The following is a 14,503-nucleotide window of genomic DNA, read 5'->3' as shown; positions in this document are numbered from 1 at the left end:
CGATTAAAATTTCTCTAGGCAGGGTATTGATATCCCATGAAAATTGACGAAAAAGCCATCCGCAAGCTGGCGGAACTTCTGGACGAAACCCATCTGACGGAGATCGAAGTCGCCGAAGGCGAACAGGTCATCCGCGTTGCACGCGGCGGTGCCGTGTTCAGCGGCAGTGCGGCCATGCCGGTCAGCATGGCGTCCGACCCAACCATTCCTCAGGCTGCAAACCTGTCGGCGCCGTCCACGGTTGCTGGCAACCATCCGGGCGCCGTTGTTTCGCCGATGGTGGGCACCGCCTATCTGCAAGCTGAACCGGGCGCACCGTCCTTCGTACAGAAGGGTGCAACGGTGAAAGCCGGCGATACGCTGCTGATCATCGAAGCCATGAAGGTGATGAACCCGATCAAGGCCCAAAAAGGTGGCGTTGTTACGCAAATCGCTATCGAAAACGGTCAGCCGGTTGAATACGGCGACGTTTTGATGGTCATCGAATAGTATGGAATCTCAGAATCTCGGAACGCCGGAATCTCGGAATGTTCGGGCTTTTGCTCGGACTTTTCGCGATTTGGATGTTTACGCAAAGGCGTTCGAGACTTCTTTGATTGTTCATAAGGCTAGCCTGACATTTCCGCAAATTGAACAATACGCTTTAGCAGATCAGATTCGTCGGTCCAGCAAGAGCATTTGTGCCAACATTGCGGAGGGGTTTGCAAAACAACAATCGTCAAAAGCTGACTTTAAGCGGTTCTTGTTGATCGCTTTGGGATCGGCCCATGAAATGCAGGTGTGGACGGATTATGCCCGCGAACTTGGGTATATTGATGACTCTGCCGCCCAAAACTGGGGTGCGGCCTATGATGCGGTAACGCGCATGCTGCAAACCTTAATATCAAAACTCTAATCAAAAATTCTGAGATTCCGAGATTCTGAGATTCTGAGGTTCTGAAACATGTTTAAGAAAATCCTGATTGCGAACCGGGGTGAGATTGCCCTGCGTATCATCCGCGCCTGCCGCGAGATGGGTATTCAAACTGTCGCCGTTCACTCGACTGCGGATGCCAATGCCATGGCTGTGCGTCTGGCGGATGAAAGCGTCTGTATCGGTCCGGCATCGTCGCGTGAAAGCTATCTGAACATTCCGGCGATTTTGACCGCGGCCGCCGTAACGGGGGCCGAGGCTATTCACCCGGGGTACGGGTTCCTGTCGGAAAACGAACAATTCGCCCGCATGGTCGAAGAACACGGTTTTGCGTTCATCGGTCCGAAGCCGGAACACATCGCCACGATGGGCGACAAGGTGATGGCCAAGCAAACGGTGAAGGCGCTGGGCTTGCCGGTCGTGCCGGGGTCCGAAGGGGCGCTGGAATCGGTTGAAGCGGGTCTGGCCTTTGCGAAAGACGCCGGGTATCCGGTGCTGATCAAGGCGGCATCCGGCGGTGGTGGCAAGGGCATGAAAGTGGTCCGCAGCCCCGAAGAATTTCAGGAAGCCTATTCAACCGCCCGGTCCGAAGCCAAAGCAAACTTTGGTGACGACACGGTCTATGTTGAAAAATATCTCGAAAAACCGCGCCACATCGAAATTCAGGTGTTTGGCGATACGCATGGTAACGCCATCCATCTGGGTGAGCGCGATTGCTCTACCCAACGCCGCCACCAGAAACTGGTGGAAGAGGCCCCGTCCCCGGTTCTGTCCGATGCCGAGCGCGACCAGATCGGGTCGCTGGCCGCTGAAGTGATCCGCAAGATGGGCTACCGCGGTGCAGGCACGATTGAATTCCTGTACGAAAACGGTCAGTTCTTCTTCATGGAAATGAACACCCGGATTCAGGTGGAACACCCGGTCACGGAAATGATCACGGGTATTGATCTGATCGCGGAACAAATTCGCGTTGCCGCCGGTGAACCGCTCAGCGTGAACAAAGATCGCATCCGCTTCCGCGGCCACGCCATTGAAATTCGTATCAATGCCGAGGACCCGGACACGTTCATGCCGTCCCCCGGCACGATTACGCAATTCCACGCACCGGGCGGTCTGGGCGTGCGGTTTGATTCGGCGATCTATGCCGGGTATCGCATTCCGCCGTACTATGACTCTATGGTGGGCAAGCTGATCGTGCATGGCCGCAACCGCGATGAATGCATTCGCCGTATGCGCCGCGCCATTGGCGAAACGGTGGTTGAGGGCGTGAAGACAACCCTGCCGCTGCAAATGTGGATCATGGAACAGCCGGAATTTACGTCGGGTGAATACAACATTCACTGGCTGGAGAAAAAGCTGGCTGATCGTTAAGCGCAACAGGATAGAAGAGATAAAAAAACGGTCCCGAATTTCGGGACCGTTTTTTCTTGTTTCGTTGGTCGCTTATTCAGCGCCCAGAATGCTCGGGGGCAAGGCGTTGCCGAAATTGTCGTCTTCGTCTTCGTCGTCAACGCCGTCGGTCGGTTGTGCATTGGCCGCTGTGCGCGGACCACCGGCGCGTTGAATGGCGTTGGCCAGCATTTCCAGTTCCAGGAAATGGTCGGCCTGACGGCGCAGTTCATCGGCCACCATCGGCGGGCTGGTTTTAATCGATGACACAACGGTGACGCGCACGCCCTTGCGTTGAACCGCTTCGATCAGGCGGCGGAAATCGCCATCGCCGGAGAACAGCATGATGTGGTCGACATTGTCGGCCATTTCCATCATGTCGATGGCCAGTTCGATATCCATATTGCCTTTGATCTTGCGGCGGCCTTGAGCATCAACGAATTCCTTCGTCGGTTTGGTCACCATGGTGTAGCCGTTGTAATCCAGCCAATCGACCAGCGGGCGGATCGGCGAATATTCTTGATCTTCGATCAGGGCGGTGTAATAGAGTGCGCGAACCAAACGGCCCTGATCCGCCGCCCATTTCAGGAGCAGGCGATAATCAATGTCGAATTCCAGCGCGCGCGCGGCCGCATACAGGTTCGACCCGTCGATGAACAAAGCAAGCTTCTCTTCAGGATAGAAGGGGATGTTTGCAATTTGGTTTTTTTGACGTCGCATGGCGTTGTGTGTTCTTTCTTTACAAAATCAAACAGTTACTGAGTGGTCCGGGTATTATGGGGTCCCGGCAACAAAAATATTAGCAGTTCTTCATATAAGGATATTCTACATCATTTCAACATAATATGAAGCTAAAAAGCACTTTTTCCCAAGACTCTAAACCTCGGAATAGGCCCATGGAGATATGGTGGGAGCGGCGACCGACAAGGGGGGCTGCCGGTGAGGGGGCTGGTTATGGATTTGGGACGCTTCGGGCTTGCACTTTTGTCCACAACCCCGTATAAACCGGGGAGTTTTCAAGGATTTTCCCTTTAAGAAGGACCAACGAATGGCACGCGTTACCGTAGAAGATTGCGTTGATAAAGTAACAAACCGGTTCGAACTGGTCATGCTGGCCGCCCAACGGGCGCGCAAAATCGGTTCCGGTGCGGCTTTGACGCTGGACCGCGACAACGACAAAAACCCGGTTGTCGCCCTGCGCGAAATTGCCGAAGAAACCGTTGGCGTTGAAGATCTGAAAGAAGAACTGATCCGCAACAACCAGCGCGTCATCGAAATGGACGACAGCGAAGACATCATCGATCAGATGGATGGCGAGGAAGAGTGGAATGCTCTGGCCGCCCAATCCGCTGCGATGGATCTGGACCGTGATTCCGATGATGAGGATGATTTCGACGATGCTGACGGCGAACCGTCACTGGAAGATCTGGCCGGCGGCACGCCGGACGGCGATGACGACCTGTAATCGGTCCTTCGCGTAAGAATTCGTAAAAAGCCGGGGAAACCCGGCTTTTTTTATTCCCGTATCCCCTTTATATTACTGAAGTCGTTTTCATCCCGCGTGGTGCCCCTTCCATGAGCCTGTCCAGCGATCTGGTCGACCAGATCAAGACCTATAACCCCGATATCGACCCCGCTTTGATCGAGCGGGCGATCGAATATGCGCGTGTGAAGCATGACGGGCAGGTCCGGGCCTCGGGCGAGCCGTATTACACGCACCCGGTGGAGGTTGCGGCCATTCTGGCGGATATGAAAATGGACCCGGCGACGATTGTCACCGCCATTTTGCATGACACGCTGGAAGATACGGATGCGACGATCGAGGAGTTGAAAAAACTTTTCGGCGACGACGTGGCCAACATGGTCAACGGCGTCAGTAAATTGTCCCGGATCGAAGGCCAGACAGTCGAGGGCAAGCAGGCGGAAAACTTCCGCAAGCTGGTTCTGGCCATGTCGGACGATATTCGCGTGTTGTTGGTCAAGCTGGCCGACCGCTTGCACAATATGCGCACCATTCACCACATCGCGAAGCCGGAAAAACAACGCCGCATCGCGCGTGAAACGCTGGAAATTTATGCGCCGCTGGCGGAACGGATCGGTATTCACCAGATCAAGGAAGAACTGGAAGACCGCGCCTTTGGCGTGATGAATCCGGAAGCGCGCGAAAGCATCACCAACCGCCTGTCCTATCTGCGCCAGGAAGGCACAGATATGGCCGATACCATCATCAAGGCGCTGAGCAAGACCATGAAGGATGCCGGCATTAACGGCGTCGTTCTGGGGCGTGAAAAAACGCGCTATTCCATCTGGCGCAAGATGCAGCGCAAGAACGTGTCGTTCGAACAGCTTTCCGACATCATGGCGTTCCGTGTGCTGGTGGAGAATGTGGAGCAATGCTACCACGTGCTGGGCATCATCCACAGCCAGTACCCGACCGTGCCGGGCCGGTTCAAGGATTATATCTCGACCCCGAAACCGAACGGATACCGTTCCATTCACAGTACGGTCATCGGCCCGGAAAATCAGCGGATCGAGGTGCAGATCCGCACCAAGGAAATGAACGAAGAGGCCGACCTCGGCGTGGCCGCACACTGGGCGTACAAGGGCGGCGCGTCCAAGGCGGATATGAAGGATGCGCGCCAGTTCCGCTGGCTGCGTGAATTGCTGGACCTGATCGAAAACGAACAACGCCCGGAAGAGTTTTTAGAGAACACCAAACTGGAACTGTTCCAGGATCAGGTGTTCGTCTTTACGCCCAAGGGCGATTTGATGGAATTGCCGAACGGATCGACCCCGGTCGATTTCGCGTATGCCATTCACTCCAACGTCGGTGATCGTTGCACGGGGGCGAAGATCAACGGGCGTATTGCGCCGTTGAACACCAAGCTGCAAAACGGGGATCAGGTCGATATTATCACGGCCAAGAACCAGACGCCGTCCCCGACATGGGAACGGTTTGTTGCCACGGGCAAGGCGCGGTCGCACATTCGTCGTTATGTGCGCCAGCAACAGCGCGATGAATACGCGACGCTGGGCCGGGCCATGTTGCAGAAAGTGTTCCAGGCCGAAGGCTACGAATATAGTGAAAAGGGCTTGTCCGGGGTTATGGGCCAGTTCCGTGGCGCGGAAGTGACGGACGATATTCTGGCCGGGATCGGGCAGGGTAATTTCGTGGCCCGCGATGTGTTCCGCGCGATTTTCCCCAGCCACAAGGCCGCCCCGGCGCGCAAACCCAATGAAATGGATGTCAACGAAGCGGGTGTGACCAGTCGCAAGACGGAATCGTCATCCCGCCCGATGCCGATCAAGGGGTTGATCCCCGGCATGGCCGTTCACTTCGCCCGGTGCTGTCACCCGCTGCCGGGTGATCGTATCGTTGGTATCGTGACGACGGGCAAGGGTGTGACCATTCACACGATTGATTGTGAAACGCTGGAAAACTTTGCCGATACGCCGGAACGTTGGCTGGATGTGTCATGGGGCGATGGGCCGGATTCACCGGAATCGCATATTGGCCGGATCGATGTGACCATTGCCAACGTGGCGGGGGCGCTGGGTACTATTTCCACCGTGATCGGTAAAAACGGCGGCAACATCACCAATTTGAAAATCACAAACCGGTCGCTTGATTTCTGGGACATGATTCTGGATGTCTATGTGAATGACATCAAACATTTGAACAACATCATCGCGGCCCTGCGCGCGACGCCACAGATTGCGTCGGTGCAACGGTCCCGCGGGCGATAGCGGGTTTGTGATACATCATCATGCTGTTTCGCCGCCGCACCAAGCTGCACCCGATCAAGCGTTTGCGTGAAATACTCTGGCCATCCATGGGGTGGGGGCGGACGTGGGATTATATCCGCCACCGCATGTTTCGCCGGTCTGATTCGTCTTATTCCATTACCGCGGGCATTGCCACAGGTGTGGCGATTTCGTTCAGTCCCCTGATCGGCACCCATTTTGTTCAGGCCGCCTTGGTGGCCTATGTCTTGCGCGCGAATTTGTTTGCTGCGGTTCTGGGCACGCTGTTTGGCAACCCGACGACGTTTCCGCTGATCTGGTGGATGTCGTATGAATTAGGGGAATGGGTGTTCGGCCTGTTCGGTTATACCGGATTGCTGGCGATACCGGCTGAGGGGCTGCAACTGTCCTATTTGCTGGCCCATCCTTACAAGCTGCTTTTGCCAATGATGGTCGGTGGGTATCTGCTGGCCATTGTGTCGTGGTTTGTGTCGTATGTGTTTTTCTACTGGCCTGTGAAACAGATGCAGAAGGCATATCATGCCGAGCGCTTGCAAAAATTGCGCGACAAGATTTTGCACCGTGAACATGCGGAGCGGAAAAAGGATGAAAACGCCGATTAGTTTGGCGTGATCACCACGCGTCCGTTTCCGGCCAGAGTGCAACTGGAGGCCTGGCTTCCACCTGTTCCTGGGCCGCTATTGGCGGCCGCGCCACCCGTGCCGCCGGACCCGGCTGTGCCCAATATCACAGTATCGCCAATGCCGCCGCCGCCGCCGCCATTTTGAAGGTTACACGCCCCGCCATTGGTCGATGTGCCGCATGTAAAGCCAGTATCAGCACCCCCGGCGCCGCCATAGTTCGTGGTTGATCCGTTGAAGGCGCTGTCACCGCTGCCGCCTGCGCCGCCATAGGTGGATGATCCGCCAGTATAGCCCGAATCGCCGCCGCCGCCGCCGCCATACACACCGACTTTGCCCGCAGCGGAATCACCGCCCAGGCCTTGATCTCTGCCGCCGCCGCCGCCGGGGCCGCCCCGTGCGGTACAGGCATTGCTTCCACCTTCGCCGACAATGACGCGCAACATAGTGCCTGCGGCATAGGTTGTTGTTTTAATGGCGTACCCACCGCCGCCACCGCCGCCGCGCGGGGTTCCGCTGTTGCCACCGCCGCCGCCGCCGCCACCTGCAACAACCTGAATTGTGCCGTTGGCGATTTGAACGGCGCTGGCGCCGCCACCACCGCCGGAGGCCGTTGTAACGGCTCCGCCGCCACCAGCGCCATAGGCCTCCATATCCAATGTCGTGCAACCGGATGGAACGGTATAAAGATGCTCGCCGGGGGTATCAAACTGTATCGGTGTGCATGGCGTCGGTGTCAGTTGTGCGGTTGGTGTAATGGTGATCTGTCCATCGCCGCCCTTCTGGTTGCTGCCGGATGAACAGGTAGATCCTGTTGATGAACCAGTTCCTGTTCCGCTTTCCGGGGCTGCGCCCCCGGTGCCTTCTTTGCCGGGGCGGCCGAACAGGGCAATGTCCCCGGTACCGAAGCCCGCGCCACCGCCCGTGCCATACGCGCCACACTTCCCGCCATTGGTTGATGTGCCGCAGGTGAAAGACGGGTCTGATCCGCCTGCGCCGCCATAGCTGGATGTGGACGCGTTGTTGGCGCTATCGCCGCCGCCGCCGCCGCCGCCATAGGTGGTGTCTCCGCCGCTTTGTCCACTGTCGCCGCCCCCGCTGCCGCCATAGGTGGAATCTCCGCCGGGGTTGGTATCGGTGGCTGTGCCGCCCATGACGTATCCGCCGATGCCGCCTGTACCGCTACAGCCGTTATAGCCTCCGCCGCCAACCACGATTAAAAGTTCATCGCCTGCGGTCAGGGTTGTTTTCTTCCTTGCGTATCCGCCGCTTCCGCCGCCGCCGATGCCGCCGCCACTGTTCCCGGCCCCGCCGCCGCCGCCCGCGCCAAGGGCGATGATGGACGAGTCTGACATTTTTTCAGCGCGTGATGATCCGCCGCCGCCGCCGCCATAAACGCTGTATGCGGCGCCGCCACCCGCGCCCCACGCATCGAATGTCAGGGCTGTGCAGCCAGCAAGAACGGTATAGGAATGTTCGCCGGGTGTTGTGAATGAAACGGGTTCGCAGTCATAGGCGGGGGGTTGAAAGCCGGATACGAAAATCTTCCAGCTTGTTCCATCGCAATAGGAGTAGTTTTTGTCCGCCGGATTATAACGCAGCGTGCCCTCAATCGTACTGGTACAGGCTTGCGAATCATAGGCAATGCCAATACTGCCGGATACATCCAGCGGCACGATCGGGGTGGTCAGGCCAATCCCGACATTGCCTGCGCTGTAATAAAGCTCTGTTATGTCCGATGCGTTTCGGCTCCAGAATGAGCCGGAAAATTCTCGCCAAGTTGTTCCGTCGCAGTATAGGTGCGCTTGCAAGGCGGTTGAATATTGAACTGATCCTGCCGCGGCGGCTGGGCTGGTGCATGCCGCATGCGCGGTGCTGGACCATGATCCGGTGGCAAGAAGCCCCGCAACAAGCAGTATCCCGCTGGATCGCAGTAATCGCCGTTGGATCGTGTGGGATGTCTGGGTGTTCATGCGTTCATGTTTCCTGTTGATATTAGAAGGGGCGAATAACGACCTTGCCATTGCCGCCGCGCGCGCATGACGAACCGTCCGCCGATCCTTGGCCGGGCCCGCTATTGGCGGCGTATCCGCCTTGGAACGAGTTGCCGTTCAGACCGGTCAGAACAATATCGCCGATGCCGTATCCGCCACCACCGCCGGATTTTTCGCCGCCGCAGGGCCCGCCATAGGTGGATGTCCCACATGCAAACTGACTGTCCGACCCGCCCGCGCCGCCGTAATCGGTTGTCGATCCACTGTTGCTGGTGCTATCACCGCCGCCACCGCCGCCGCCATAGGTGGATATACCGCCGCGGTATCCTGAATCGGCCCCGCCGCCGCCGCCATATGTAGCGTTACCGCCATTGCTGGTGTTGCCGAATGTGCCGCCATCCGGATTGCCACCCAGCCCGCCATTGGTGCCGCAACCGCTCTCTCCGCCTTCACCAACGACGACCAGCAGATTGTCACCAGCGCTCAGCGTGACAATTTTCTTGCCGTATCCGCCGCCACCGCCACCACCTTGTGTGCCTGAGTCGCCTGCGCCACCACCACCACCACCGCCGAGCGCGAGGATCGTGCTGGATTCATCCTGAACGCGGGACGATCCGCCGCCGCCGCCGCCATAGCTCGCGTAGCCGCCACCGCCGCCAGCACCATAGGCATCGATCGCCAGATCCTCGCATCCGGGAAGGACGGTATAGGAATAGGAGCCCGGCGTTGTGTATTCCTGAACCGTGCATGTTTCAATGCCGGGCCCGGCGAGGGCTTTCCAACTTGTGCCATTGCAAAATTCAATGTTCTTTGCGGCGCTGTATCGCATCACGCCTTCGTAGGTGCTGTTACAGGCGGTGCCGCTATCAGCAAGGCGAAGGCCGCCATTGACGTTCAGGGTCAGGCCTTGTGGATTTGTGGAGCCAATGGCGACGCTGCCGGTGTTGTAATAGATGTTGCTGCCGCTTTTGACCCAGGGCAACCCGGCTCCGCCGATGGAAATCCAGATGTTTGTGTTGTCGCAATATTTAAATTCGCTGGTGCCGGAAAACCATTCCAGCGATCCGGTGGATGCGGCGGGTGATGTGCAGGCCGCGTATGCGGGCGTTGCCGATACGCCCACCAGAATGACGCACGCCAGAACGCCCGCAAGGGACGCAGGCATTTTTTGTTTCAAAATGGGTTCTACATGTTTCGACATGATTTTATAAATTTCTTACCTATTGTTGCGGGCGGATCACAACTTTTCCATTGCCGCCGCGAATGCATGCTGATCCCGGATTGGCGCCGGTGCCGGGTCCGCCCCCGGCAGCGGTCCCGCCCGCACTGTTATTGCCGCTAGAACCTTGCAGGGCGGCATCACCGATTCCATATCCGCCGCCGCCGCCCGATTTCGAACCGCCGCACGGACCGCCATAGGTGGATATGCCGCACAGATACGAGGTATCCGCGCCGCCTGCGCCACCGTAATCGGTTGTGGAACCGTTGTTGTTGGCGCTATCACCACCACCGCCGCCGCCGCCATAGGTGGATAGGCCGCCCCTGTATCCTGAATCGGCACCACCCCCGCCGCCATAGGTGGAGTTTCCGCCATTGCTGGTGTTTCCCAATGTGCCGCCCGATGGATCGCCGCCCGCGCCGCCGTTGTTGCTGCATCCGTTTTGTCCGCCTTGACCGACATAGATGTTCAAAACGTTGCCCACGCTCAGGGTCATCAATTTTTTGCCATAGCCGCCGCCACCGCCGCCGCCGGGCCCGCCGGAATCGCCGCCGCCGCCACCACCGCCGCCACCCAAAGACACAATAGTGCTGGCCGGATACTCAATGCGGGATGAACCACCACCGCCACCCGCATAACTGGCCCATCCGCCGCCGCCACCCGCGCCATAGGATTCAAGAATGAGGTTTGTGCATCCCGTTGTAACAGTGAAGGTGTGTGAACCTGGTGTTGTGTATTCCGTTGTCGGGCAGGCGGATGGTGTGACACCGGAAAAAGATTTCCATGACGTTCCATCACAAAAATCAACTGTGTTGCTGGCGCTATATCGCATGGCGCCTTCGCGCGCGGCGGTGCAGGTGGCGCCGTTATCCCCCATGCGCATACTGCCGCCAACATCCAGCGCGACAACCGGATCTGTTGTGTTAATGCCGACCAGATCGGTGTTGTAATAAATATCTGAACCGCTCACGGTCCATGATCCGCCCGTTCCGATCGTGACCCAGTTGGTGTTGTCGCAATATTTGAATTTCTGATCGGCGGTGAACCATTCAATCGCGCCTTCGTTTTTGATGGGCGCTGTACAGGCGGCGAAGGCCGGTTTGGAAATGAGGAACGTTCCGCCCAACGCGATCATGAATATGATCGTGTGGCATGCCGGGTTTTTTAAAATTGCAAAAGCACATTGCAAAAATGCGGCGCGACGTGGCAAAGGAGTCCCCTTCCTGCCCATGAATTCAAAAATGTCTTTTTTGAAATTCGTCTAAGTTTTCGCGCCCGACGAAATCTGCTCTCTCAGATTCATTTTATGCTATTGTTTTAAATAAAGATTTACCCGTCAAGGGGCGGATGTGTGCTATTGCAGCATATACAGTAAAATCAATAGGTTGGTTGTTAAGATATGATCATTGGGACGGGTTCAGACCTGATCGATATCCGCAGAATTGAAAAAACCCTCGCCCGGTTCGGGGATCGGTTCACTTTGCGATGCTTTACGGAAACTGAGCGCGCCAAGGCGGAATCGCGCCGGGGGGCGGGGACGCATATTGCCACCTACGCCAAGCGCTTTGCGGCCAAGGAAGCCTGCTCCAAGGCTCTGGGAACGGGGTTCGCAGCGGGTGTTTTCATGCGGGATATTGGGGTGGTGAATGATCCGGCCGGGCGACCGACCCTGCATTTAACCGGTGGCGCGGCCCAACGGCTGGCCACCATGGTGCCCACAGGGATGCGTCCGGTGATCCATCTGACCCTGACCGATGAACCGCCTTTGGGCATGGCCCATGTGATGATCGAGGCGATTCCGGATATTTAATGGATTTTGCGGGAAACATTCGATAAAACCTAGCCATGACGTACACCGATCCTTCCAGAACAGAGAATTCCGCGATGAGCGATCAAACGCCCGCTGACCCGAAAAACGCTCAAAATGCGGCCCCAAAATCTCCGCCGCTCAGCGCCAGCGAAGAGTGGAGCGAATTTATCAAAACGGCGATGATCGCTGTGGTGCTGGCGCTGTTGATCCGCACATTCCTGTATGAACCGTTCAACATTCCATCGGGGTCGATGAAGCCGACATTGGAAGTGGGCGATTACCTGTTCGTCAGCAAACCGGCCTATGGCTATTCCCGGTATTCGTTTCCGTTTGGTCTGGCCCCGATTGAGGGCCGCGTCTGGGCCGAGACGCCAGAGCGCGGCGATGTCATCGTGTTCAAATTGCCAACCAATACGCGCATTGATTACATCAAACGCATCGTCGGCATGCCGGGCGATACGGTGCAAGTGGTTGATGGTCGTCTGTATATCAACCGTCAGGTCGTGCCGCGTGAATCCGTCGGCCTGAAGCGCGTGGACGAAGACGGGTCCATCGTGGTTATGAATGAATATCTGGAAACACTGCCCAACGGTGTGGTGCACAGTATTTATGAAGAGGGTGATGATCACCCGTTGGACAACACACCGGAATACACTGTGCCGGACGGGCATTATTTCGCCATGGGCGATAACCGCGACAATTCACAGGATAGCCGCGTGATGAACCATGTCGGTTTTATTCCGTATGAAAACATTGTCGGGCGCGCCTCATTCCTGTTCTTCTCCACCAACGGCAGCGCATCGCTGGCCGAGGTGTGGAAATGGCCGGGGGCCATTCGCTATAACCGCCTGCTGATGTCGGTGGAGCCGGTGAAGGTCGAAGCACCCGCTCCGGAAACGGCGGGTTGATGCCAATGGCGGGAACCCCCGACATGGATCAGGCCATCAACGATCTGCAGGATCGTTTGAATCATCGTTTTGCCAATTCCGATTTATTGCGCGCGGCGTTGACCCATTCATCAACGGGCGCGGCGGTGAATTATGAACGTCTGGAATTTCTGGGCGACCGTGTGCTGGGTCTGGTGCTGGCGCGGTTTTTGTTCGACACATTCCCGCATGAAAGCGAGGGCGATCTGGCCCGCCGTCATGCGGCTTTGGTGTCGGGCACGACGTTGGCGCTGGTGGCGCAGGCCATTGACCTGGGTGCGGCCTTGCATCTCTCGCATTCCGAACGCGCGGCGGGCGGGGCGGAAAATGACAATATCCTGTCCGATGTGATCGAAGCGATCATCGGGGCGCTGTATCTGGATGCCGGGTTGGACCCGTGCGTGTCCGCCATTGAATCCCTGTGGGGTGATTTGTTACAGGCGGATTTAAGCCCGCCGCGTGACCCGAAAACCGCATTGCAAGAATGGGCACAGGGGCGCGGACACCCGTTGCCGCGTTATACAATGATTGAACGGTCCGGCCCGGACCACGCCCCCATTTTCACCGTATCGGTGTTTGTCGAAGGATTTGACGAAGTGGCTGAACAAGGACCATCCCGCCGCACGGCGGAAAAAGCAGCGGCAACACGCCTGCTGGACATCATAGAAAAGGATAACCGTTCATGACCGAACGTTGTGGCTTCGTTGCCATTATCGGTGCCCCGAATGCGGGCAAATCAACCCTGATCAACCGGATGGTCGGGGCCAAAGTCTCCATCGTCAATCGCAAGGTGCAAACGACCCGCATCAACGTGCGCGGCATCGTCATGGCGGATAATGATGCGACCCAGATCATCCTGATCGACACGCCGGGTATTTTTGCGCCCAAGCGCCGGTTGGACCGCGCCATGGTCGCCGCCGCGTGGAACGGCGAAGCGGATGCGGATATTACCGCCCTGCTGATCGATGCGTCGAAAGATGGGTTTGATAAAGACACCCGCGCGTTGCTGGACACCATCGAAAAACGGGTGAAGGATGGCGCGCTGGGGGATCGGAAACTGATCCTGCTGCTCAACAAAATCGACCAGATGCCCGCCGACAAATTGCTGAAAATCAGTGCGGAATTGAATGATCGCATTCCGTTTACGGCGACCTTTATGATTTCCGGCCTGAAAGGGCGCGGGGTGCAGGACGTGCTGGACTGGATTTCACAAACCATTCCGGAAGGCCCGCACCATTATCCGGGCGATCAATTGTCGGATTTGCCTGAACGTCTGCTGGCCGCGGAAATTACGCGCGAAAAGATCTACGATAACTTGCACCAGGAATTGCCGTACGCCGCCACCGTGGAAACGGAAACATGGGAAAGCTTCGATGATGGCAGTGTGAAGATTTCCCAGATCATCTATCTGGCCCGCGAAGCGCACAAGCCGATTATTCTGGGCAAGGGCGGAACGCGGTTGAAAGCCATCGGGACGCAATCGCGCCGGGAATTGGAATCCCTGTTGGAATGCCGCGTGCATTTGAAGTTGTTCGTCAAAGTCAAAGAAAACTGGATGGATGATCCGGATCGTTACAGCGTTTGGGGCCTCGACCCCGGTGCGTAAGGTCCGCAACCGCGCATAATAGTGCGTGTGATTGTAGAAATTCTAAAGCGATGCTGAAAAGCGTCGCTTTTTTATTGCGATCGATTCGCGACTTGGAAAAATCACGTTTCAAGATTCGTCGCATGTGCGAACGTTCAAATGTGTGGATAAAACGTCTGGTGATTCGCAGGACTCTGGACCAGCGAATCACCCACCTGTTACATTACCCCCACTGCACAGAATGAATAATTTTCTTTTTTGAATCAGGGCTTTGTCCTGATC

Annotated in this window: 14 protein-coding genes; 10 read left to right on the top strand and 4 right to left on the bottom strand. The window is 57.0% G+C overall.

Annotated elements, in window-relative coordinates; translation table 11 throughout:
• Positions 1 to 36: 36 nt before the first annotated feature.
• Genes accB through accC form a run of 3 tightly spaced genes read left to right on the top strand, consistent with a single transcriptional unit; the run spans position 37 to position 2,284 of the window.
• Positions 37 to 489, top strand: coding sequence for an acetyl-CoA carboxylase biotin carboxyl carrier protein (gene accB / locus ACSC94_RS09010; protein ID WP_435640506.1), 453 nt, complete (start codon positions 37 to 39; stop codon positions 487 to 489).
• A gap of 1 nt (position 490) precedes the next feature.
• Positions 491 to 895: a four helix bundle protein gene (locus ACSC94_RS09005; RefSeq protein WP_435640505.1), complete on the top strand. Its 405-nt coding sequence runs from the start codon at positions 491 to 493 to the stop codon at positions 893 to 895.
• A 48-nt stretch (positions 896 to 943) separates the two neighbouring features.
• Positions 944 to 2,284, top strand: a complete 1,341-nt coding sequence (gene accC / locus ACSC94_RS09000) for an acetyl-CoA carboxylase biotin carboxylase subunit (RefSeq protein WP_435640504.1) — start codon at positions 944 to 946, stop codon at positions 2,282 to 2,284.
• Between the two features lie 72 nt (positions 2,285 to 2,356).
• On the opposite strand, the gene ACSC94_RS08995 is transcribed toward accC, so the two are convergent.
• The gene (locus tag ACSC94_RS08995) at positions 2,357 to 3,022 is read right to left on the bottom strand and encodes an NYN domain-containing protein (protein ID WP_435640503.1); all 666 of its coding nucleotides are present in this window, start codon (positions 3,020 to 3,022) and stop codon (positions 2,357 to 2,359) included.
• A gap of 328 nt (positions 3,023 to 3,350) precedes the next feature.
• Here ACSC94_RS08995 and rpoZ point away from each other — a divergent pair, with 328 nt between their 5' ends.
• The 3 genes from rpoZ (at position 3,351) to ACSC94_RS08980 (ending at position 6,669) form a co-directional block, all read left to right on the top strand.
• Positions 3,351 to 3,767: a DNA-directed RNA polymerase subunit omega gene (rpoZ, locus tag ACSC94_RS08990; RefSeq protein ID WP_435640502.1), complete on the top strand. Its 417-nt coding sequence runs from the start codon at positions 3,351 to 3,353 to the stop codon at positions 3,765 to 3,767.
• A 110-nt stretch (positions 3,768 to 3,877) separates the two neighbouring features.
• On the top strand, positions 3,878 to 6,049 hold the full coding sequence (locus tag ACSC94_RS08985; protein ID WP_435640501.1) for a RelA/SpoT family protein: 2,172 nt from the start codon (positions 3,878 to 3,880) through the stop codon (positions 6,047 to 6,049).
• Between the two features lie 20 nt (positions 6,050 to 6,069).
• Positions 6,070 to 6,669: a DUF2062 domain-containing protein gene (locus ACSC94_RS08980; RefSeq protein ID WP_435640500.1), complete on the top strand. Its 600-nt coding sequence runs from the start codon at positions 6,070 to 6,072 to the stop codon at positions 6,667 to 6,669.
• On the opposite strand, the gene ACSC94_RS08975 is transcribed toward ACSC94_RS08980, so the two are convergent.
• Genes ACSC94_RS08975 through ACSC94_RS08965 form a run of 3 tightly spaced genes read right to left on the bottom strand, consistent with a single transcriptional unit; the run spans position 6,666 to position 11,035 of the window.
• A complete protein-coding gene (locus tag ACSC94_RS08975) occupies positions 6,666 to 8,660 on the bottom strand; it encodes a hypothetical protein (RefSeq protein ID WP_435640499.1) in 1,995 nt (664 codons plus the stop codon). The genes ACSC94_RS08980 and ACSC94_RS08975 overlap by 4 nt on opposite strands.
• A 22-nt stretch (positions 8,661 to 8,682) precedes the next feature.
• A complete protein-coding gene (locus tag ACSC94_RS08970) occupies positions 8,683 to 9,846 on the bottom strand; it encodes a PE-PGRS virulence associated protein (RefSeq protein ID WP_435640498.1) in 1,164 nt (387 codons plus the stop codon).
• Positions 9,847 to 9,901: 55 nt separating this feature from the next.
• On the bottom strand, positions 9,902 to 11,035 hold the full coding sequence (locus tag ACSC94_RS08965) for a PE-PGRS virulence associated protein (RefSeq protein ID WP_435640497.1): 1,134 nt from the start codon (positions 11,033 to 11,035) through the stop codon (positions 9,902 to 9,904).
• Positions 11,036 to 11,299: 264 nt separating this feature from the next.
• Between ACSC94_RS08965 and acpS the strand changes: the two genes are divergently transcribed.
• From acpS to era, 4 genes are all read left to right on the top strand, one after another.
• Entirely contained in the window at positions 11,300 to 11,710 is a 411-nt protein-coding gene (gene acpS, locus ACSC94_RS08960; RefSeq protein ID WP_435640496.1) for a holo-ACP synthase, read from the top strand.
• Positions 11,711 to 11,784: 74 nt separating this feature from the next.
• On the top strand, positions 11,785 to 12,618 hold the full coding sequence (lepB, locus tag ACSC94_RS08955) for a signal peptidase I (protein ID WP_435640495.1): 834 nt from the start codon (positions 11,785 to 11,787) through the stop codon (positions 12,616 to 12,618).
• Positions 12,619 to 12,623: 5 nt separating this feature from the next.
• Positions 12,624 to 13,322, top strand: a complete 699-nt coding sequence (rnc, locus tag ACSC94_RS08950) for a ribonuclease III (protein WP_435640494.1) — start codon at positions 12,624 to 12,626, stop codon at positions 13,320 to 13,322.
• Positions 13,319 to 14,242, top strand: coding sequence for a GTPase Era (gene era / locus ACSC94_RS08945; protein ID WP_435640493.1), 924 nt, complete (start codon positions 13,319 to 13,321; stop codon positions 14,240 to 14,242). The genes rnc and era overlap by 4 nt, the downstream gene beginning before the upstream one ends.
• Positions 14,243 to 14,503 lie beyond the last annotated feature (261 nt).

It is taken from the genome of Micavibrio aeruginosavorus, from assembly GCF_051245535.1.
In the GTDB taxonomy this organism is placed as follows: Bacteria; Pseudomonadota; Alphaproteobacteria; order Micavibrionales; family Micavibrionaceae; genus Micavibrio; species Micavibrio aeruginosavorus_D.
Note: the sequence above shows the minus strand (reverse complement) of the source record. Positions and strands in the feature narration are given on the sequence as shown.